The organism is Polyangium sp. 6x1, assembly GCF_029946515.1.
GTDB lineage: Bacteria > Myxococcota_A > Polyangia > Polyangiales > Polyangiaceae > Polyangium.
This window is the reverse complement of the sequence record NZ_JARZHH010000025.1, coordinates 99,483-120,551: the sequence shown is the minus strand read 5'-3', so window position 1 is coordinate 120,551 and position 21,069 is coordinate 99,483. Positions and strand designations below refer to the sequence as shown.

14 protein-coding genes are annotated in these 21,069 nt (G+C 70.3%); 7 read left to right on the top strand and 7 right to left on the bottom strand.

The features are described from left to right. Window positions 1-9: 9 nt before the first annotated feature. On the bottom strand, window positions 10-1,485 hold the full coding sequence (locus QHF85_RS23590) for a hypothetical protein (protein WP_281329541.1): 1,476 nt from the start codon (window positions 1,483-1,485) through the stop codon (window positions 10-12). Window positions 1,486-1,721: 236 nt separating this feature from the next. After that, window positions 1,722-2,567 carry an NAD(+) diphosphatase gene (nudC, locus tag QHF85_RS23585; protein WP_281329540.1) on the bottom strand — a complete coding sequence of 282 codons (846 nt, stop codon included), beginning with the start codon at window positions 2,565-2,567 and terminating at the stop codon, window positions 1,722-1,724. Window positions 2,568-2,694: 127 nt separating this feature from the next. Between nudC and QHF85_RS23580 the strand changes: the two genes are divergently transcribed. Together QHF85_RS23580 and QHF85_RS23575 are read left to right on the top strand one after the other, a co-directional pair. After that, window positions 2,695-6,636: a serine/threonine-protein kinase gene (locus QHF85_RS23580; protein WP_281329539.1), complete on the top strand. Its 3,942-nt coding sequence runs from the start codon at window positions 2,695-2,697 to the stop codon at window positions 6,634-6,636. A gap of 152 nt (window positions 6,637-6,788) precedes the next feature. Beyond that, window positions 6,789-8,270: a HAMP domain-containing sensor histidine kinase gene (locus QHF85_RS23575; protein ID WP_281329538.1), complete on the top strand. Its 1,482-nt coding sequence runs from the start codon at window positions 6,789-6,791 to the stop codon at window positions 8,268-8,270. 7 nt (window positions 8,271-8,277) lie between these two features. Here QHF85_RS23575 and QHF85_RS23570 read toward each other — a convergent pair whose 3' ends face one another. Genes QHF85_RS23570 through QHF85_RS23555 form a run of 4 tightly spaced genes read right to left on the bottom strand, consistent with a single transcriptional unit; the run spans window position 8,278 to window position 12,524 of the window. After that, the gene (locus QHF85_RS23570) at window positions 8,278-8,994 is read right to left on the bottom strand and encodes an SDR family oxidoreductase (protein ID WP_281329537.1); all 717 of its coding nucleotides are present in this window, start codon (window positions 8,992-8,994) and stop codon (window positions 8,278-8,280) included. Further along, a complete protein-coding gene (locus QHF85_RS23565) occupies window positions 8,991-10,298 on the bottom strand; it encodes an aspartate aminotransferase family protein (RefSeq protein ID WP_281329536.1) in 1,308 nt (435 codons plus the stop codon). Before QHF85_RS23565 ends, QHF85_RS23570 begins: the two co-directional genes overlap by 4 nt. Next, on the bottom strand, window positions 10,298-11,041 hold the full coding sequence (locus QHF85_RS23560) for an SDR family oxidoreductase (RefSeq protein ID WP_281329535.1): 744 nt from the start codon (window positions 11,039-11,041) through the stop codon (window positions 10,298-10,300). The genes QHF85_RS23565 and QHF85_RS23560 overlap by 1 nt, the downstream gene beginning before the upstream one ends. Before the next feature lies 1 nt (window position 11,042). Further along, on the bottom strand, window positions 11,043-12,524 hold the full coding sequence (locus QHF85_RS23555; protein ID WP_281329534.1) for a radical SAM protein: 1,482 nt from the start codon (window positions 12,522-12,524) through the stop codon (window positions 11,043-11,045). A 54-nt stretch (window positions 12,525-12,578) separates the two neighbouring features. Between QHF85_RS23555 and QHF85_RS23550 the strand changes: the two genes are divergently transcribed. The 5 genes from QHF85_RS23550 (at window position 12,579) to QHF85_RS23530 (ending at window position 18,512) form a co-directional block, all read left to right on the top strand. Next, a complete protein-coding gene (locus tag QHF85_RS23550) occupies window positions 12,579-13,349 on the top strand; it encodes an ABC transporter ATP-binding protein (RefSeq protein ID WP_281329533.1) in 771 nt (256 codons plus the stop codon). Beyond that, window positions 13,346-14,371: an ABC transporter permease gene (locus tag QHF85_RS23545; protein ID WP_281329532.1), complete on the top strand. Its 1,026-nt coding sequence runs from the start codon at window positions 13,346-13,348 to the stop codon at window positions 14,369-14,371. Before QHF85_RS23550 ends, QHF85_RS23545 begins: the two co-directional genes overlap by 4 nt. 267 nt (window positions 14,372-14,638) lie before the next feature. Beyond that, window positions 14,639-15,862: a hypothetical protein gene (locus tag QHF85_RS23540; RefSeq protein ID WP_281329531.1), complete on the top strand. Its 1,224-nt coding sequence runs from the start codon at window positions 14,639-14,641 to the stop codon at window positions 15,860-15,862. Between the two features lie 38 nt (window positions 15,863-15,900). Further along, window positions 15,901-17,133, top strand: a complete 1,233-nt coding sequence (locus QHF85_RS23535) for a hypothetical protein (RefSeq protein ID WP_281329530.1) — start codon at window positions 15,901-15,903, stop codon at window positions 17,131-17,133. After that, window positions 17,130-18,512, top strand: coding sequence for a hypothetical protein (locus QHF85_RS23530; protein ID WP_281329529.1), 1,383 nt, complete (start codon window positions 17,130-17,132; stop codon window positions 18,510-18,512). The genes QHF85_RS23535 and QHF85_RS23530 overlap by 4 nt, the downstream gene beginning before the upstream one ends. Before the next feature lies 1 nt (window position 18,513). Here QHF85_RS23530 and QHF85_RS23525 read toward each other — a convergent pair whose 3' ends face one another. Continuing rightward, window positions 18,514-21,042 (bottom strand): kelch repeat-containing protein, encoded by a 2,529-nt coding sequence (locus tag QHF85_RS23525; RefSeq protein WP_281329528.1) that lies wholly within the window; start codon window positions 21,040-21,042, stop codon window positions 18,514-18,516. Between the last annotated feature and the right edge of the window lie 27 nt (window positions 21,043-21,069).

Here is a 21,069-nt window from a genome sequence, read left to right as displayed (position 1 = left end):
ACCTGTCCGTCACTGCGGGTTCAGGATCAACGAGCAGTAGTAATAGGTCCCCGTGACGGCCGGATCCTGCGAATCCGCCTTGACCTGCATCTTGACGTTCGTCGCGCCGGTCGTGATCAGCGCGCCGTCGATCCAGAGCGCGTGGTCCTGGCCTTCGGCGCCGGAGCCGTTTTTGAGGAACTGATCATTGTTGTCGAGCAGCGAGACCTGCAGGCCGCGGATGCCCGAGCCGCTGCGCTCCGCGGTGCAGTACGCGCTCGCGAGGCCCATGCCCGCGGGGACGGGGACCGAAAAGACGTCGCTGTCGCCGGCCCCGAGGTTGCCCGTGACGGCCGTGACGTGGCCGGTCCCGTCGTCCGTCGGCGAGAGCTCGAGGCCCTGGGCATTGTTGTCGTTCGGCTCCTTCTCGACGGTGTTCGAGGCCGCCTGGACGTGCGAGAAGAAATAGAAGTCGTTCGTGCCGGCGGTGATCCCGTCGGGCCGCGAGAGGAAGACGAGGTAATCCTTGCCCTTGTCGCAGGGCACCGTGAGGCTCGGCAGCTCGGGATAACCGAACGTGACGTCGAGGACGCTCATGTCGGTCTGGGCGAGCGCGACGTCGGGCGCGCTCGCCGCGGCCACGCGCACGAGGACGCCGTTCGTCGCGGTGGAGCCGCTGCCGTCGGTGCCGGCGGGGGCCCAGAAGTCGAAGATGCAGAGCGCGCGGCTGTTCGCGTCGACCGCGACGTCGTTTTCGACCTTGAAGGTGAAGACGTCCTTGTCCGTGACCGCGGAGAACGCGCCCCAGCCAATCGATTGGTAGCCCTCGACGGGGCCGCCCTCGGGGAAGGAGACCTTGTTGACGGGCGTGGCATTCGCGGGCGTCTCGTTCGGCTCCTTTTCGGCCGTGATGAGATCGCCCGCCGGATTGAGCTCGAACGAGCCCACACTGTAATCGAGGTTCGTGATGCCCTCGGCCGGCGCGCAGAAATCGGGGCCGAAGACGACGCCGCACTCGGAGACCTCGAGGCAATACGTGCCGTCCTCGGGCACGAGGTAGAGCAGCTCGCTGTTGTTGCTGCCCGACATGTCGTCGTTCTGCGCGATCTGCGTCTTGCCGTCGGCCGACCAGAGCGTGATGACCGTGTCGGGGTATGTCTCGCCATAAGGATCCGCGTCGGGCTTGCTCGTCGCGCCGAGGTAGATCGCCTGACCCTTTTTGAGGTCGACCTTGTAGTAATCCCTGTCGGACGTGACCGGGTCGAGCTTCGACGGGAGATCCTCCCCGAGCAGGTCGAGGACCTCCGCGGTGTCGCAGCCGTTGTTTCCGTCGGTGTCCGGCCCGCCGCCGCCCTGCGCGCCGCTGCCGCCGCTGCCGCCCTGCGCGCCGCTGCCGCCGCTGCCCGCCGTCCCCCCGGGGTCGTCGCCGCACCCCGTTCCCATGGAGCCGACGGCCACGAGCGACAGCGTCGAAAGCAAGAGTCCGAAGAGATGACTGGATCGCATGGTGCCTCCGCGAATCGGAAACCAAGGAATGCGCGGGCCGGACAATCGGCCGCGCGCCGCCACACGACCATTTCTACAACCACGCCGCTTGCCCATCAACCCTCGCGTCGCGCGGAAAACCGAGAGCGCAGTGGCATGTTTCACTGGTCAGGAGAGCGACCAGAAAGCAATCGCACGAATGCAGTGCGTGAGGGGAACCGGACGAACATGCCGATGCGCGTCGGGGCGCGCTCGCGTCAGGGGAGACGCGTGAGCCATTCGTCGATGAGCTTGCGCGCAATGCTCATCGGCCCCGGGAGCTTGGGGAGGGCGCTCCGGTCGAACCACGCGGCCTCTTCGAGCTCGTTCCGATCGACGACGAGCTCGCCGCCCACGCGGCGCGCGAAGAAGCCGATCATGATCTGGTGAGGGAAAGGCCAGGGCTGGCTGCCGAAGTAACGGATATCGTCGATCTCGATGCCGGTCTCCTCGAGCGTCTCGCGCTGGGCGCAGGCCTCGAGCGTCTCGCCGGGCTCGACGAACCCCGCGACGAGGCCGTACATGCCCGGGGGAAAACGGGGCTGGCGTGTCATCAAGATACGCGGGCCATCCTCGACGAGGACGATGATCGCAGGCGTGACGTGCGGGAAATGCTGGTGCGCGCAGCCGGTGCAGCGCTTCGAGCGACGCCCGGTTTCGAGGTCGAGCGGCGCGCCGCATATCCCGCAGAACTGGTGCGTGCGGTCCCAGTACTGCACCTGATACGCCGTGCCCGCGGCGACTTCGAGGTCCGGATCGATGCGGCCATGCAGGCGGCGCAGCGATGCATAGGCGAAGCCGGGCGGGACGGGCGCGTCTCGCGGGAGCTCGGCCGATCGACAAGGAACGGCGTCGAGCCAGCCGAGCGGCTGGACGCGGACGGGTTCGAGGCCGAGCGCGCCGAGGGTTTCGAGGCACGGGACGTCGTGGGGGAACGGCGGCGCGGGCGCGTCGCCGTCCACGAGGCGAACGAGGAGCTCGTCGCCGCGGTACGCGAACCAGAGGCCGAGCGCCGGCGCGCCGAGGAGCGCGGGGTCGGCGCGGAAACGGGGTTTCTTGTTCATGGGCGAGAGATCTCGCGCGCCATCGTAGCAAGGCCGCGCTTTACCGCGGATCGATCCTCCGGTATTTTTCGTCGGGAAATCGAGGCAGAGGCTGGCGGCGGGCATACGGAGGGGGGACGCGATATTCATGGGGGCGCCCGAGCGCGTGATCGGCGGACGGTTCGAGATCCTCGAGCGCGTCGGCAAGGGCTCGTTCGGCGAGGTGCTCCGCGCCCGGGATCACGCGACCGGCGGCCTCGTGGCGATCAAGCGGCTCTTCGACGCGGACGCGAGCGCCGAGCTCCGCGAGCGCTTCCACCGCGAGGCGCGATATCTCGCGTGCATCACGAGCCCCCACGTCGTCCGTTTCGTGGCCGAAGGGATGGACAGGCAGGGCAAACCGTGCATTGCCCTCGAATGGCTTCCGGGCACGGATCTCGCGCACGTGCAGCGGCGCGGGCCGCTGCCAGTCGAAATCGCCGTGGAGATCGCCCGGCGCGCGGCGCTCGGCCTCCACGCGCTGCACGAGCAGGGCATCGTGCACCGGGACGTCAAACCCGCGAATTTCTTCGTCGTGGGCGACGCCGCGCGGCTCGCCGAGCTCGGATCGTTTCCGGTCAAACTGATCGACCTCGGCATCGCGCGCGCCTCGGGCGAACGGGCCCTGACGGAGCGGGGGAGTCGGCTCGGGACGCCGGTCTACATGTCGCCCGAGCAGGCCCGCGGCGAGGAGGACGTGACCGCGGCCTCGGACCTCTTTTCGCTGGGGATCGTGCTGTACGAGCTCGCCTCCGGGAGACGCCCGTTCACCGGGGACCGGACGCTCATCGTGCTGGCGAAGATCGTGCTGCACGACCCGCCGCCGCTCGACGTCGCGCGCCCCGACGTGCCCGCGGAGCTCTCGGCCCTCGTGGCGCGCGCGCTGGCGAAGCGCCCCGCCGAGCGGTTCGGATCGGCGCTGGAAATGGCCCGCGCGCTCGAAGGCGTGGCGATCGAGCTCGCCCGGCGCGCGAGCGGACCGCCGCCGTCGTGGGCCGAGGTGCGGGCCGATCCGTCGAGGCCCGCCTCGGGGATCGCGCCGGTGCCGCAAGCGGCGACGCCAGCGAGGCCCGCGAGCGAGCTGCTCTCGGGGCGCGGCGAGCAACGCGTGATCACCGCGGTCTTCGCCGATCTCTCGGCCGCCGCGGACAGGACGGCCGGGCGGCTCGCCTTGGAGCTCGCCGCGGCGGAGCTCGGGGGTGTTTGTCATGGCACGCTCGGCCATCAGGTGATCGTCGTGTTCGGCAGCGCCGCGTCGGCCGGGGACGAGGCGCTGCGGGGCGCGCGGCTCGCGCTCTCGGTGCGGGCGCGGGTGCCGGGCGTGCGGATCGTGGTGGCGACGTCGCGCGCGCGCGTGGGCGAGACGGGGCTTTCGGCGGACGTGATCGAGCGCGGCTCGGGGCTCCGGCCGCCGGGCGCCGGGGAGGCGATCGTGCTCGACGCGCCGACGGCGCGGCTCGTGGGCGCGCAGCTCGCGGTCGAGGAGATCGACCAAGGGTTTCTCCTCTGCGGCGAGATCGGCGCGGACGTGCCCGCGCATCCGCGCCTGCTCGGTCGAGCGACGCCGACGGTGGGCCGGGATGGGGAGCTCGCGATGCTCGAAGCGATGTTCACGTCGTGCGTCGCCGAGCGGGCCGCGCGGCTCGGGCTCGTGACGGGGCCCGCGGGCGTGGGGAAATCGCGGCTCCGCTGGGAGCTCTCGACGCGGCTCGCGGGGCGCGCCGAGGCGCCGACGATCCTGCTCGGTCGGGGCGAGTCGCTGCGCGCGGGGTCGCCTTACGCGATGATCGCCGACCTCGTGCGGAGGGCGGCGGGGATCGTCGAGGGCGAGCCTCCCGAAGCGCAACGCCGCAAGATCGAGGCGCGCATCGCGCCGCTCGTGAGCCCGGTCGACGTGCGTCGGCTGGTCGATTTCCTCGGCGAGCTCGGGCAAGTGCCGGCCGCGCCGGGCGTCGCGAGCGCCGCGCTGCGGGCCGCGCGCTCGGATCCGGCGCTCATGGGCGACGCGACGCGGATGGCCTTCGAGGACTGGATCGCGGCCGAATGCGCGCGCGCGCCGGTGGTGATCCTGCTCGAAGATCTGCACTGGGGGGATCTGCCGACGGTCAAGCTCGTGACCTCCGTCGTCGCGGCCGCGCGCGTCATGCCGCTTTACGTGCTCGCGCTCGCGCGGCCCGAGGTGCACGCGCTTTTTCCGTCGCTCGCGAAGGAGGAGCGCGTCACGGGGATACGGCTCGAGGCGCTGCGGCCGGAGGCCTGCGAGCGGCTCGCGCGCGCGGTGCTCGGCGCGGGCGCGGATCCGGCCGTGGTGCGGCTCGTGGCCGAGCGCGCGGGCGGGAACGCGTTTTACCTGGAGGAGATGATCCGGGCCGCGGCCGAGGGCAAGGAGGGGCTGCCCGACTCGGTGCTGGGGCTCGTGCAGGCGCGCCTCGACGCGCTCGGGCGGGCGTCGAAGCGGGTCCTTCGAGCTGCAAGTATCTTCGGCGAGCGGTTCTCCCCGGCGGGCGTGCGCGCGCTCTGCGGGGGCGACGCGGCGCTCGTCTCGGACGCGCTCGATGAGCTCGTGGAGCGCGAGGTGCTGATCCGTTGCCCGGATCCGGCGCAGGCGTCGCGCGACGACCTCGCGTTCCGGCACGCGCTCGTGCGCGAGGCGGCGTATGCGATGCTCTCGCCGGAGGACCTCGGGCGTGGGCACAAGCTCGCGGCCGAGTGGCTCGGCGCGTCGGGCGAGACGGACGCGGCGCTCGTGGCGACGCACTTCGAGCGAGGCGGCGAGCCGGAGCTCGCGATCCGCTGGTGGCTGCGGGCGGCGGAGCAGGCGCTCGTGGGCAATGATTTCGACGCGGCGATCGAGCGGGCGGAGCGCGGGGCGAGGTGCGCGGAGGGCGAGATGCTCGGGAGCCTCCGGCTCGTGCAGGCCGAGGCGAGCCGATGGAGCGGCGACGCCGAGCGGGGTTCGTCGTGGGCGAGGAAGGCCGTCTCTCTCTTGCCGCGCGGCTCGTCCGCGTATTTCCGCGCCATCGGGGAGATCGTGTCGTCGGCGGGGCGGCGCGGGGCCTGGGACGAGGTGGAGCGCTGGCTCGACGAGGCGCTCGCGCTCGAAGCCTCCCGCGAGGCGCGGAGCGCGCAGATCGCATGCGTTTGTCCCGGCGCTACATTGCTCTTACAGGCAGGCCGGACCGAGCGGGCGGCGCGGGTCTCGGAGCGGGCGCAGGCGCTCGCGAGCGGGGTCCGGGACCTCGAACCTTATGCGGTGGGGCGCATCGGGCAGCTCCGGGCATTTCGCGCGCTGCACGAGGGGGATCTCGCGGGGGCGCGGCGCGGCTACGTGCGCTCGATGGCGCTGTTCGAGAGCGCCGGGCACGTGCGGCAAGCGTGCGTCGAGCGAATCAACTTGGGGCACGTCTGCGCGGAGCTCGGGGATTTCGACCGGGCCGAGGAGGTCTTGTCGACGTGCCTCGCAGCGGCGCAACGGATGCGGCTCGGGACGGTGGAGGCCGCGTGCCATTTGAACCTGGCGCGCGTGCTCGCGGAACGAGGGCGGCTCGAGGAGGCTTCGATCGCGGCGACGCGCGCGGAGGAGCAGGGCCGGGCGCACGGCGGGTATCGCATCGCGGGCGCGGCGGAGGTGCATCGGTCCGGGATTGCTTATCGCAGGGGCGATTTCGTGGAGGCCGAGGCGCTTTCGCGCAAAGCGGAGGCGACGCTCTTGAACGTGCCGCCGCTCTGCGCGGGGGCGATGGCGTCGCGGGCGCGCGCGCTCGTGGCGCTCGGGCGCGTGGAGGAGGCGCTCCTGGAGTCGAGGCGCGCGAATGCAATCGTCGAGAGCGGGAAGCGGGAGACGCTCGACAAGCTCGTGCGATTGGTCCACGCGGAGGTGCTGTGGGCGGCCGGCGCGAAGGAGGAGGCGCGGGCGGCGATTGAAAAGGCGAAGGCCGAGATCCTGGGCAGCGCGACGCGAATCGGCGAGCCCGAGCTGCGCCGGAGTTTTCTCGAAAAGGTCGAGGTCCACGCGCGGACGATGGCGCTCGCGTCGGCGTGGGGGGCTTGAGGGGGCGGTCGCTCTCGTGCCGCGGAAATGCTGAAATAGCGCCGAAGCGATCGACCAGGGGCAAGAAAGACCGAACGCGGGCAAACGTCCTCGACCCATGCCAGCTATCGGGGCGGTTGGCGGCTCTGTTGATATCGAATCATGCTTGAGCCATGGAGCGTGAGCGCAATACACGGTGGCAATGGGGGCGCCCTCTGCGGCTGAGCCGGCTTCTCTCTCTGGCGATCGCCGCACTCTCGTTCCTGGTCATCCTCTCGGCGCTGTCCTTGTTTTTATCGACCGCGGTCCTTCATCGGAACACGGCGCGGCTCGACAATGCCATGACGGGCGCCGGCCTCGCGCGTGACGTGGAGCTCGAGCTCCTGCATTACGGGCGCCTCGCCGAGCACGCCGCCGAGCGCGACGGGCTCGAGCCGGACGACCAGCGAAGGGCGGTCCATCGAGCCGTTCAGGAGCGGCTGGTCGAGGCCGAGGCGCACGTCGGGAGCGACATGGAAAAGCAGGTCCTCGGCGAGCTCTCGACCCGGACGGAGACGTATTTTTCGGCGCGGGACCGGATGGAGCGGGCCCGCCTGCCGCTCGACCAGGCCTTGCAGCAGACCCAGATCGATTTCGATGACGCGCTGGCGAAGGCGGCCGAGCTCGTCACGATCAACCTGGCGGACGCGGCGGACGCGCGGAAGAGCGCGCAGTTCTGGGACGACGCGCTGGACACGGTGAGCGTCGTCGTCATCAGTGGCCTGCTCCTGCTCGTCCTCGCGCTCGTGCAGGGCGCGCGCAGCCAGATCTACGTGCCGCTATCCGCGCTCCGGGGCGCCATCGAGCGCTTCGCGCGCGGCGACGACCATACCCGCGCCCCCGACGTCGGGCCCATCGAGATCCGCGAGCTCGCGGCGGTGTTCAACGACATGGCCGCGTCGATCGCGCGAAAACGCGAGGAGCAAATCGCCGTGCTCGCGGCCGTCGCCCACGACATCCGCAACCCGCTCACGGCGATCAAGATGTCCACCACCGTCCTCGCGCGCGGCGCGCCTTCCACGGAGCCGCGCGTGCTCCGGACGCTGTCCATCGTGGATCGGCAAATCGATCGCCTGGCGCGGATGACGGACGATCTCCTGCAAGCCGCGCGCATCCAGGCCGGTCAGCTCGAGCTCGCGAAGAAGCCGAGTGATCTCTGCCGGATCCTGAATGAATCGGTCGAGCTTTATGCCTCGACGTCGCCGAACCACCGCATCTCGCTCGCGATCCCCGAGGGAACCTTGGTCTGCGACGTCGACGCGGCGCGGGTGGAGCAGGTTCTCGACAACCTGATCGGCAATGCGATCAAGTATTCCCCCACGGGCGGCGAGATCCGGGTCGTGGCGCATCGCATCGGCGAGGAGGCGGTCGTGGCCGTCTCGGACCAGGGGGTCGGGATCGAGCCGACGGAGATCGAGCGGATCTTCGAGCCTTTTCATCGCGCGACCTCGACGCGGAAGGTGGCGCACGGCGTCGGGCTCGGGCTCTCGGTCGCGCGGAAAATCGTCGAGGCCCACGGCGGCCGTGTCGACGTCGAGAGCCGACTCGGGGAGGGCACGACCTTTCGCGTTCATTTGCCCTTGCTGCGCCACGAGCCGGCCCGCGTCTCGGCCTGAAGGCGAATCAGATCCCGCCGTTCGCGCTGAAGACCTTTCCGTTCGCGTAGGTGTTGTGCAGCGCGAGCCACGTGATCGTTTTGGCCGCTTCCTCGGGCGTCCCGAGGCGCCGGAGCGCGCTGAAGCTCTTGTATTCGTCGGCGAGCTTCGAATCGAGCTCTTTTCCGATTCCGGCATCGAGCAGGCCGAGGGCCACGACGTTCGCGCGCACGCCGCGCGGGCCGAGCTCCTTCGCCGCCGCCATCACGAGCGCGGACGTCGTGCCCTGCGACGCGGCGAAGACCGCGGGCACGGGCAGCGATTGCGTGCGGTCGAGCGCCGAGACGAAGAGGAGATCGCCGCCGCGGCCTTCGAGCCGCCGGCCGAATTCGCGGCAAACCTGGAAGACCGATCGGGCGTTGACGGCCATCGTGGCCTCCCAGTCGTCGTCGGTCGCCTCGAAGACCCGCGCCGGGCGGACGATGGCGGCGCAATGAATCACGACGTCCGGGAGCGCGCCTTCGGCTTCGAGGGAGGCCACGAGGCGGCCGAGCGCCGCGGGATCGGCGAGGTCGAGCTTTAGCGGGCGCGCCGAGAGCTCGTGTTCGAGCGCGCGGGCGCGGGCCTCTTCGTGGTGGTAGGTGAATGCGGAAGGGATGCCGGCGCGCGCGAGCTCCGTGAGGACGGCGCTCCCGACCGCGCCCGTGCCACCGAGCACGAGCGCTCTGCGTTTCGATTCGTTCATCCGAGACCCTCGATGTATTCGAGCTCCTCGGCCACCGCGACGACGAACGCGTCGAGTTTTTCCTCGGGGATGTCGAAGCGAGGCTGGAGCCGGAAGAGGCTCCAGTCGTGGCCGCAGGTGAAGCAGAAGAAGCCGCGGCGGTAGAGCCGGTGGCAGACGAGCGGGGAGATGGTCGATTTCTGACCGAGGTCCTCGAAGCCGAAATGCGCGAACGAGAGCCAGGGGTGATCGGGGCTGTTCAGTGCGACGCCCTGCATGAAGCCGGCGCCGCGCGCCTCGCGGAAGAGCGGCGAACGAGCGAGCGTGTCCGACAAACCTTTCTTGAGCTTCGCGCCGAGCCGCCCGACGCGCTCGATTCGCTCGTCGGTGAGGAGGTCGAGCGCGGCGAGCGCGGCGACGCAGGAGAGCGCATTGAACCCCATCGTCGTGTTGTGGCTCTCGCCGGACGCGAAATGGTCGCCGTAGGCGCGGAGGAAGGTTTCCCGTTTCGTGAGCATGGCCGAGATCGGCGTGATGCCGCCGCCGAGGTGTTTGGCGAGGAGAACCACGTCCGGGCGCCGCGGCCAGCTCGCGGTGGCGAGGAACCCGCGGCCCGTGCGGCCGAGCGCGGTCTGGACCTCGTCGGCGACGAGCAGCGTGCCGTGTTTCTCCGTGAGCTCGCAGAGCGCCTCGACGAACGGCGCCGGCAATTCGCGCACGCCGCCTTCGCCCTGGATGGGCTCGACGACGATGGCGGCGACGTCGCCGGGCGCGAGGGCCTTTGCGAGCGCGTCCACGTCGCCGAATGGCACGTGCTCGGCGCCCTCGACGAACGGGGCGAAGGGATCGCGGAGATACCCCTTCGTCATGAGCGAGACGCTGCCGAACGTGCAGCCGTGATAGGCGCCTTCGAGGCCGAGCAGGCGCGGGCGCTTCGTGAGCGCGCGGGCGAGCTTCAAGGCGGCTTCGACCGCGTCGCTGCCGGTGCAGGCGAAGAAGGCGTTATCGTAATGGCCGGCGCGCTCGCAGAGCCTCTTCGCGAGGCGGCCGGCGAAGGGATTGACGCGGGCGGGGTACCAGGAGGGCGCGTCGGAGTCGAGGTACCGGCGGATCGCGTCGGCGATGTACGGGTTTCGATGGCCGAAGGCCTGCGTGCCGTGGAAATCCTCGACGGCGTGGCCCTCGTCGTCGTACAGGACGCCGCCCTCGGCGCGGACGAGCTTGATGGGCTCGCCGGCGAGCGCGGCGCGCTGCGCGATGAGCGGGTTCACGAACTCGCGGTATTCGTCGAAGCCACGCCGCAGGATGTCGTCGTAGGAATCCACTAGAGCCCTCCGTCGAGCACCACTTTGGAGCCGGTCATGAAAGCGTTCGAATCGGAGACGAGGAACGCGGCCATCTCGGCGATCTCCTCGGGCCGCGCGAGGCGGCCGAGCGGGCATTTGTCGAGGTATTCTTTCTGCCGGTGCTGCGGCAATCCCTGCGCCATGCCGACCTCGGCGAGCCCCGGCGCGAGCAGGTTCACCCGGATCGCATAGCGGCCGACCTCGCGCGCGAGCGCCTCCGTGAGCCCGCGCAACGCCGATTTCGAGGCGGCGTAATGGATCGGCGATTCGATGATGCGCTCGGAGGCGAAATTGCCGATGTTGAGGATGCTGCCCCGCTTCGCCCGGATCATGTGGCGGAGGACCGCGCGGCTGTAGAGGTAGACGCCCTTCACGTTCACGTCCATGAGCTCGTCCCAGTCCGACTCTTCGAGCAGCGAAATGGGGAGCACCTGCGTGATCGCCGCGTTGTTCACGAGCACGTCGACCCCGCCGAACGCCGAGACGACGGCCGCGACCGTGGATTTGACGTGCGCGCCGTCCGCGACCGATCCTTTGAAGACGAGCGGCTCGTGCCCTGCCGCGGCGACGGCGCGTTTTGCGTCCTCCGCGCTCGCGTCGTCCTTGTGGTAGGTGAGCGCCACGCGGGCCCCGTGGCGCGCGAACGCGACGCACATCGCGAGGCCGAGGCCCCGCGTGCCGCCCGTGACGATGCAACGTTTTCCTTCGAGCAGGCGCGTCATGTCACGTCCCCCTTTGCACGAGCGGCAGCGAGCGCCTCCCCGCGCGCTCGCCCCAGACGCGCGGCTTCTCCATGAAGCGCGCCTCCTTGTCGCGGTAGAGGATGTTGTAATTGCAGACGGGGATCGTCGAGCCGTCCGCATAACAATTCGAATCGCAGCACTGGTACGTGCGCTCCACGTCGAACGTCTCCTCGTCCATGTGCGAGTGCACGTAGACGGCCTTCGCGGCGCGCTCCGAGATGCGCAGCGCCTCGGCCGGCGAGAGGCGTTTGTCTTTCGGGAAGAGCTTGCGGACGAGCTGGTCGAGCAGCTTCAATCCTCGCTCGTCGCCCTCGTCGCCGCGCGCCCAGAGCATGTCGATCGCGTCCTGCAGCGCGCGTTCGAGGCGCGTGCCCGGCTCCAGGTAGAGGTGATCGGCGAGGCAATCGTACATCGTGTCGCGATCGAGGAAACGCAGGAACGGCAGCGCCGGGCCGCCCTCGTCGTCGAGAAGGAGATACGCGATCTGGTAGCAGAGCGGGTGCGCGCTCGGCGAGGAGACGAAATCGGAGACGCGGAGCAGCCCGTCCGTCGTCTCCTCGATGGATTCGAGCACCTCCAGCATGGAGATGCGGCCCGAGCGATCAAAAGAGACGCCGCCTTGCCCCGTGTACGTGATCGTGTGGATTTCGAGGTGGCGCACGCAGGAGAGCTCGAGGCCCATGCGGATGATCCGGCCGACCTCCTTGTCGTTGTAGCCGCGCGTCATCACGGGGATGAGCGTCGTGTCGACCTGGTGTTTGTCCAGGAGCTCGAGGACGCGGGCCTTGAGGTCGACGAGCGTCGCGCCTTGCAAGGCGCGATCGACGTGTTTGTCGAACGTGTCGAACGAGAGCGCAATGCGCGCGCCCTGATCGGCGAGGCGCTTGACGAGATCCTCGTCGCGCGCGAGGCGCACGCCGTTCGAACACACGCTGACGCGGTGGATCCCGCGCGCGTGGGCCATCGACACGAATTCGAGCAGGTGCGGGTGCAGGAGCGGCTCGCCGCCGGTGAGGTTGACGATGTCGAGGTCGCCGCCGTGATCCTCGACGAGGTGATCGAGGACGCGGGCGAACTCCTCCCGGCTCATGTGGAACGCGTCGTCGTTCTTGTTGTGGACGTAGCAGATCGGGCAGTCGAGGTCGCAAGCGCTCGTGATGGTGACGACGGGCAAGCGGACCTTCTGGGTGTGGCTCTCGCATGGGCCGCAATCGAAGGGGCAACCATGCTCGACGGCGCGCCGGATCTTCGCGGGGCGCGCCTCCTTCGGCACGATGGCGCGCGTACGCTCGTACCAGGACGCGCTCGTCGAGAGGCGCGCTTCCTGCTCGCCGTGCTTCGGGCAACGCTTCTGCATCCAGGCCTCGCCGTTCGCCGTCGCCACGACGCGGGCCGGGAGGGCGTCCTTGCACACCTTGCAGAGGCTCGTGGTTTCGTGGAGAAGTCGCTCTGCGACCTGCATGATGGTTCGAGGATACTCGAAGAGCGTGACGAATCGGATAGGCTTCGGAGCGGCATGACAGAGGCGCGGGCCGAGGAGATCGTCGCAGCCGTCGGGCTCACAAAGCGCTTCGGCGAGACCGTCGCGCTCGAAGACGTGAGCTTCGTCGTCGAAGGGCCGGGGCTCGTCGCGGTGCTCGGCCCGAACGGCGCGGGCAAGACGACGCTGCTCGACATCCTGGAGGGGCTCGCGGGGCCGACGCGCGGCGCGTATCGGCTGTTCGGGGCGGAGCCGCGGCCGTATCCGCGGAGGCGCGTGGGCGTGGTGATGCAGAAGGAGGCGCAGATCGAGCGGGTGACGGCGCGCGAGTACGCGGAGCTGTTCTCGTCGATCTACGGCGTGCGCGGAGGGCCCGAGCGGATCCTCGCGCGGTCGCGGCTCGAACATCGCGCGGAGACGGCCGTGACGCGGCTCTCGGGCGGCGAGGCGGCGCGGCTCTTCATCGCGACGGCGGTGGTGCACGATCCGGCGCTCGTGTTCCTGGACGAACCCACGGCGCACCTCGATCCCGAGAACAAACGGATCGTCGGCGAGATGCTGCGCGAGCTCGCCGAGGAGCGGACGCTCTTCATGACGACGCACGATCTGCGCGAGGCGGACGCGCTCGCGGATCGGCTGCTGTTCCTCGTGGGCGGGCGCGTGCGCGCGAGCGGGACGAAGGACGAGCTCGTGCAGGCGGTGCCCGAGGCCGAGCGGCGCGGGCTCGGCGTCGAGGACGCGTTCTTCCATTTCTGCGCGATCGAGATCCGCGAGGGCCAGGCGATCGGGCGCGGGGAGGCGACGTGAGCGCATTCTTGGTGCTCGTACGAATGCGGCTGCTCGACACGCTCCGGAACCGGAGCTCGGTCGGGTTCACGTTGATCTTCCCGGTCGTGCTGCTCGCCGTGCTCGGGCTCGTGTTCATGAACGGGCACCCGTTCGAGCGGCGTTACGTGGCCGTGGTCTCCGCGGGCGAGAGCGCGGCGATCGAGCGGTGCGTGGCGGAGCTCGGGGCGTTCGAGGAGGTGCGCGTGGGGCGCGAGCGGACCGAGGCCGAGGCGCTCGGCAAGCTGCGCGCGCGCATGGCGAGCGCGGTGCTCTCGGCCGCGCCGGACGGTGAGGGCGTGGTCCTGCGGGTGGGGACGCGGGATCGGATCTTCGGCGGGGGGCTCGCGGCGGCGCTGCCCGCGACAGCGCGCCTCGACGTCGTGCAGGGGCCGGCGTGGGGGTACGTGCATTACCTCTTCCCGGGCATCCTCGCGTTCTCGGTGCTCGCGTCGGGCTTGTTCGGGATGGGGTATCCGATGGCCCTGTTCCGGCAGAACCTCTTCCTGAAGAAGCTCGCGACGACGCCTTTGCCGAAGGGCACGTTCATCGCGGCGAACGTGGCGGCGCGGTCGTCGATCGTGCTCGTGCAGGTCGTCTTGCTGGTCGGGGCGGCGCGGCTCTTCTTCGATTTGCCGCTGACGCTCGCCTCGTTCGGCTGGTTGCTCGTGATCTCGATGCTCGGCGTGGTCACGTTCCTCGGCGCGGGCTTCGCGCTCGCGACGGCGATCGACAACGCGGAGCTGCTCGTCGACGTGATCAGCGCGATCAACATGCCGATCGTCTTCCTCTCGGAGATGTTTTTCCCGCTGGAATCGCTGCCGCGATTTCTGGCCACGGTCGGGGCGCTCTTGCCGTCGACCGAGATGGTGCGGCTCTCGCGCGCGGTGCTGCTCTACGGGGTGACCGACGTTTCGAGCCTCGCCGGAGGGCTCGGGATGATGGCGCTCTGGGCGGCGGCGACGTTCACGATCAGCCTGGTGTCGTTCAAGTGGCACGCGTGACGTCGTGCGCGTTGCCGAACGCGCGCGCGGCGCTCGCCCCCGGCCTGCGCGCTCGCGTCGTTTAGCGCCGCGCCGCGCCCGCGACGTGTGGAGGGGACACGCAACGGGCGCGGCGACAGGCGCGAGGGAGAGCATGGCAGACGCACGCCGTTCGGGAAAGCGGGCAAGCGGACGGAATTTGTCCTACGGACGAGATATGTCCTACCGATGGCGCTCGGGCGGGAAAGTTCCTCCCCGTGGGTTTTCTGGGTAGGGTGCGATTCCGCGATGGCTGACGTTCGGCTGCGTCTCCTGCTCTCGTTCGGCGTCGCGCTCGCGTGGGTGGGGGCGCCTTCGCGCGCGCGGGCGGGCGCGTTCGAGGTGCAAGGGCTCGGGCCTGAGGGCGTCGCGGAGGCGTCGGCGCGGAGCGCGCGCGCGGAGGACGGGACGGCCGCGTTCTTCAACCCGGGCGGGCTCGCGCTCGGGCAGGGGACGTCGATCGGCGTCGCGCCGATCCTCTCGGTGTCGACGCTGCAAGCGCAGGGCGAGCGCTTGCCATTCGAAGATCCGCTCGGAATCGCGGTCTTCGCGAGCGGGACCATTCCCCTGGAGGGGCCGTTCGCGGGGCGCATCCGGCTGGGCTTCGCGGGGCATTTTTTGCCGACGCGGGCGCTTCGGCTGCTCGCGCGGGAGGGCGACCGGGCTTTTTTGCCGTATTACGACAACCGGACGCAGCGGCTCGTCGTGCTGCCCTCGCTCGGTGTTCGGATCACGCGAAACCTCGGAATCGGCGTGACGGTCAACGTGCTCGCCGGGGTGCGGGGTCCGGCGCGGCTCGAGGCGGGCGCGACGGGGGCGCCGGAGCCGCGGATCGACATCGACGCGAATACGGTGATGGGCGGCGTGTTCGGCGTCCGCTTCGATCCGGCCGAGGGCGCGCGGCTCGCGCTCGTGTTGCGGCAGCCGTTCGGCATTCCGCTGCGCATCGAGACAACGGCGGACGTGGGCGGCGTGCCGCTCGCGACGAACATCGAGACGAAGCGGGCGATGTTCGATCCGCTGACGGTGGTGCTCGCGTCGAGCTTCGACGTGGGGCGCGCGAGCTTCGAGATCGACGCTGCGTGGCATCAATGGTCGGCGTGGGAGGGGCCCTTTCTTTCGGTCCGCTCGACGCTTCCGGGGGTGAACCTGGGATCCCGCCCGATCGGCCGACTTTTTCGGGACGTGGTCTCGCTGCGAGTCGCGTCGAATGTGCGCTTCGACCTCGGAAAACGCAGGGCGCTCGTGGTGCGTGTCGGCGTAGGCGGCGAGCCGACGATGATGACGGGCGCGCCCCAGGGGAGGACAAACCTGGTCGACGGGGACAAACTCACGGTCGGGCTCGGGGCGACGCTCGTGCTCCCGGACGTGCTCGCAAAGGCGCTCCGGATCGGGCTCGGCGGCAATGGCCAATTCGTGTCGGGGGCGGGGAGTTTGTTCTCGACGTCGCTCGGCGTGGGGGTGGACCTGTGAGCGGAGGGCGGCTTTCGAGAGGGGTTGTCCTGGCAATCTTGCTCGGCGCCGGGCGCGCGGAGGCGACGGCGCCGTCGACGTTCGGGCACGGGGCGCGGAGCGCGGCGCTCGTGCGGGCGGACGTGGCGGACGCGGATCCGGCGGGCGCGCCCGTGCAAAATGCGGCGCTCGCGGCGGCGCCCGGGGCGCGGGTGCGGCTCGGGTACGGGTATGGGCTTCTGGATCTGCGGATCGAGGATCGACGGGCCGACGTGGCCGACGTGTCGGGCCTGGATCTCGGCGCGCAGGTGGGATTTCGGTTGCGCGCGTCGTTCGTCCTGGGATTCGCGCTCGCGGCGCATGTGCCGGACGCGCAGATCGCAAAGATAGGTTTTCGGCCGGGGACCGAGCCTCAGTTCGTCCGGTACGAGGCGGCCTTGCAGCGGGCGACGTTCGACCTCGCGCTCGGCTTGCGTCGCGGGCCGTTTGCCCTCGGGATCGGCGCGGCGCTCTCGCTCGACATGGGCGGCGAGGGGACGCGCTTCGAGCTGGGGCAGGACGCGGAGGGGACGTATGCGGACGCGGCGTCCGATATCTCGCTCGCGTATCGAGCGGCGCCGATCGTGGGGCTCATGGTGGATCTCGGTCGCGTCGCGCTCGGGGCCTCGTTCCGCGGCGGGCTCGGCGTCTCCGTGGCGGTGGACAGCGACGTGCGGATCGCGCTCACGGAAAATCCGCTCAATGGGACGACGCGGGTGCGCGTGCGCGGGGTGAGCGGGTACGATCCGGCGCGGTTCGTGTTCGGGGCGCGGGCGAAGCTCGGCTTCGGGCTCTCGGCGCTGGGCTCGATCGAATGGCAGGGGTATGCGGAGGCCCCGCCGCCGGTCGCGGACGTGTCGCTCGACGTGGCGCTCGGGACGTCGCCCGGGCGGACGGAGGTGCGGTTCGTCGCGCCGAACTTCCGGGACGTGCTGGTTCCGCGGCTCGGCATTGAATGGACGAGCGGGCGGTGGGCGGCCCGCGCGGGGTATGCGCTCTCGCCGTCGCCGGTGCCGCCGCAACGTGGATTCACCAGTTATGCGGACGCGACGCGGCACGCGGTGGGGCTCGGTGGCGGCGTCGCGTTCGGGCGGGTCTGGGGGGTGGATCTGCGGGCGGATATGGGGGCGCAGGTGTCGTTTCTCTCGGAGCGAGCGGAGGAGAAGGCGAGCCCGGCGCTGCCGAACGCGCGGTACGTGGTCTCGGGTCGCGTGTACCACGGCGCGATTTCGGTGGAGGCGGCGTTTCGATGAAAAGAGGGGCCGCGTGGATGCTGCTCCTCGCCTCGTGCGGGCTCGTGTCGGGGGAGGGGGACACGGCAGACTTTCCCGCGGACGGCGTGGGCGCGTTCGGGGAGGCTCTACCGGTGGAGGTTTGTCGGGGGACGGCGCGGATCGTGGCGCCTGTGCTGGCGACTGGCGCGACGGCGTTATGTGTGCCGAACGGACAAACAGAGCGCGCTTGCGCGGCCGAAGGCGATTGCGAGGGGATCGAGCGGTGCATCTGCGGCCGGTGCGTGGTCGCGCCTTGCCAGGGCGCGGGCTCGTGCGAGGGGCAGGAGGTTTGTCGGGGCAGGCGGTGCACGCGGGCCTGCGGGGCGGACGGGGATTGCGCGTCGGGCGAGCGTTGCGTCTCCGGGGGATGCGCGCGGTCGTGTGGTTCGGACGGCGATTGCCATCACGGGGAGGCCTGCGATGCGCTCGACAATGTCTGCACGGCGTCGCTCTGCGGCGGCGGCGCTTCGTGTGGTGGCGGGAGCACGTGCGTGGCGGTCGCCGAGGTGGCCGAGCTCGGCGAGCCCGCGCTGCTCGGGGACGAGCCGATCGTATTCGTGGAGCTCACGCGCGGGGCGGAGACGTCCTTGCTGCGTGCGCATATCGAGGGGCCCGCGCGGTGGCGGGTGGATCCGGAAGCGCCGGTGTTCGTCCTCGTCGGCGAGACGCGGGTGGGGGCGCCGAGCGTGCGGCGGCGCGGGACCCGCGTGGAGCTTCATGCGGAGGTCGGCGCGCCGGCGAGGATCGTGCGGGCCATTTCGACGGACGAGGGGCGGAGCTTCGTCGTGGACCAGGATCCCGCGCTCGCCGCGGCCGAGCCCTGGGAGGAAGGCGCCGTCGGATCGCCGTCGGTGTTCGATTTCGACGGCGCGACCTACATGTTTTACGAGGGGGGACACGGCCGGGGGATCGGCCTCTGCCAGGTGACCGAGCAGGGCTGCATGCGTACCTCGCCAAACCCGGTGATCGCGCCCGCGGACGTGGAGGATCCTGCGTTCTGGCGCGGCGTGACGGAGGTCGGGGCGCCACACGCGTTCGTCCAAGGAGCTATCGTGCGGATCGCATTCACGGCGCGCGGAGTGGAGGGGCGCGCGGCGGTGGGGCCGGAGGGCGCGCTGCCGCCGGATCCCAATGACTCGATCGGGCTCGCGGCGACGACCGATCTGAAGACGTTTTCCCTGTACCCGGTGGGGCCGATGTACGCGCGGCTCGTGAACCTGCGGGCGTATCTCGGCGAGCGCGAGCCCGCCGTGCGGGTCCTGCCGGCGGGGGCCGAAATGGTGTTCGTGTCGGCGGATGCGTCGGGGAAAGGGGTGACGGGGATCTATCGCGCGGCGGGGCGGGGCGCGGCGCGCTGAATCACGGGCGCGGGCGATTGCGGCGCGCGGCGAGCAGGGAGGCGGCGGCGAGGGCGAAGAGCCAGGCCGCGCGGGAAGGAGCGGGCGCGCCGGGGGGCGCCACGGCGCAGCTCCCGGACGAGGAGGCGGATTGCGCGTTCTCGAACGACTTCCAGTTCATGCAGTTCGAGGTCTTCTCGTCGCAGATGACCTCGCTGCCGGAGCAATCGTCCACGGACGCGCACGTCGCGAGGCAGGCGCCGTTGCGGCAGGCATACGGCGCGCAGCTCTGCTTGGTGCTGTCCGGGAGCTGGAGGGTCTCGTTATCGAGGCACGTCGTGGGCAAGCTGACGCAGGTCTTTTGCTCCGTGTTGCACGTCGAGCCGATGGCGCACGCGGCGTTGCTCGTGCAATCCGTCTCGCACGAGAGCTCGACGTCATTGCAGGCATACGGCGCGCAGTTGTTGCTGAACGACTCCACGCAATTGCCGGCGCCGTCGCAGGAGAACACCGTGAGCGTCGACACGTCGCATTTCTTGTCGCAGCCATTTCCCGAGGGATAGGAGCATTGCTGCGGATTCACGCCGTCGCACGTGGCGCAGGCCTCGCTCGTGCCGTCGCAGGGCAGGCGCGACCCGTGGGGTTTGCCCTCGACCGGCGAGCAGATGCCGAGGCGAGGGCCGTCGCAGGCCTCGCATTGCCCCTCGCAGGGCGCGTTGCAGCAGACGCCGTCGACGCAGAAGGAGTCGTCACACGGGGTCTTCAGGTCGCACATGGCGCCGAGCGGCGTGAAGATCTCCCCGTCCTGGAGGACGCCCTGCGCGCCCATCCCGCCCGCGACGAGGACGCGGCCATTGAGCAGCGTCGTGGAGGTGTGGAACGAGCGTGGCTTCAGGAGGTGCGGCGTCCCGGTCCAGCTTTGCGTGAAGGGGTCGAAGATCTCGGCGGTGTACGGCGTCTCCTCGAATCCGCCGCCCGAGGCGAGGATGCGATTCCCCGCGATCACGCTCACCGCATGGTCCTTGCGCGGGAGCGTCAAATTGAGCCCCGGAGACCAATCCTCCGTCGCGGGATCGAAGACATCGACGGCCTGGGCGAGCATCGGGCTGCCGCCGGCGACGAGCACGCGCCCCGAGCCGAGCCTCGTCGCCGTGTGCCCCGTGCGCGGCCTGGGCATCGGGGTCGTCGTCTTCCAGGTCTTGGTCCCCGGCTCCCAGATCTCGGCCGAGGCCGAAGCGCCATTGCTTTCGCCGCCCACGACGAGGACGCGGCCCGCGTCGAGCAACGTGGCCGTGTGCATGTAACGCGCCTGGTTGAGCTCGCCCGCGGGCTCCCACGCATCGATCTCGGGATCGTAAATTTCGGCCGTATTGACGAGGACGGAGGTTTTCCCGGCCGCTACGAGGACACGACCATCGGCGAGGAGGGTGGCGGTGTGCAGGGCGCGCGGAGAGGCCATGGGTTTGGCCGGCACCCACATTCCCAAGCTGCCAGCGTTGTTCCCGGGGACGAAGATCTCGGCCGTGGCGACCACGTTGAGGACCCCTCCCACGAATCCCTTTCCACCCACGACGAGCACGCGGCCATCCTTGAGCGTCGTGGCCGTGTGCCCGAACCGGGATTGGCTCATCGTGTCGGCCTGGAACCATTTCTTGAGGTTCGGGTCGTAGATGTCGGCGAACTCCAGCGCGGTATCGTTGCCCTTGTCCCCGCCCGCGACGAGGACACGGCCGTCGGGCAGGAGATTCGCGGTATGACGAGCGCGCCGGATGATCATGTTTTCCGTCAAGGTCCACGCGGGATCGACGAGCAGCGGCGCGCGCACGCTCGCGCCCTCCCAGGAGAGTTTTACCTCGCATTGCCGCGCGCCCGGATCGACGACCGGGCGGCCCATCGGCAATCGCGGGTCCCCGCTGATCTTGCAGCCCTCCACCGTGACGTTCATCCAGACGGTTTTTCCGTCTGCGTCCATGGCCCAGGGCGGCGCCATGCGCAGGCGCGGGACGCCGCCGGCGTCGAGCAGCTCCAGCGTCTTGCCGACGAGGCGGAGGCCGGCGACGTCGTCGCCGAGCGTGATCATGTAATGGAGCTCGGGGGCGTCCGGGAGGGCGTTCCGGAAAAACACGTAATCCTCGGCGCCGCTGTCGGTCGTGCGGTGCACGATGTCCGCGACGCCGCGATATCCCGCCGGATACGCGACGAGCCCCGCCCCCGCTTCCCCTGCGACCTCACGAGCGCCCGCGAGGGTGACCTCGACGGAGAGCCCGCTTTCCGGGTCCGCGACGCGAAAGGCGTCGCTCGCGCGCGAGGGCAAGCGCACGTCGGCGCGGGGCGCGGGCGAAATCGTTTCCACGAGCGTATACGCGCCGCGCGCGAGGTGGAGGCGGAGCGCCTCGGCGGTCTCCACCGCGACGCGCGCGTCCGGAGGCGGCGCGAGCGCTTGCGCGGCGAGGGTGTCTCCCGCGCCCGGGGCGTCACCCTCCGCCGAGCACGCTCCACATAAAACCGCCGCGAGACCGAATGCCCACGCCCTGCGCCATCTCGTCCCCATGGTGGCCTCCCTTGTAAGGTAGGAAAG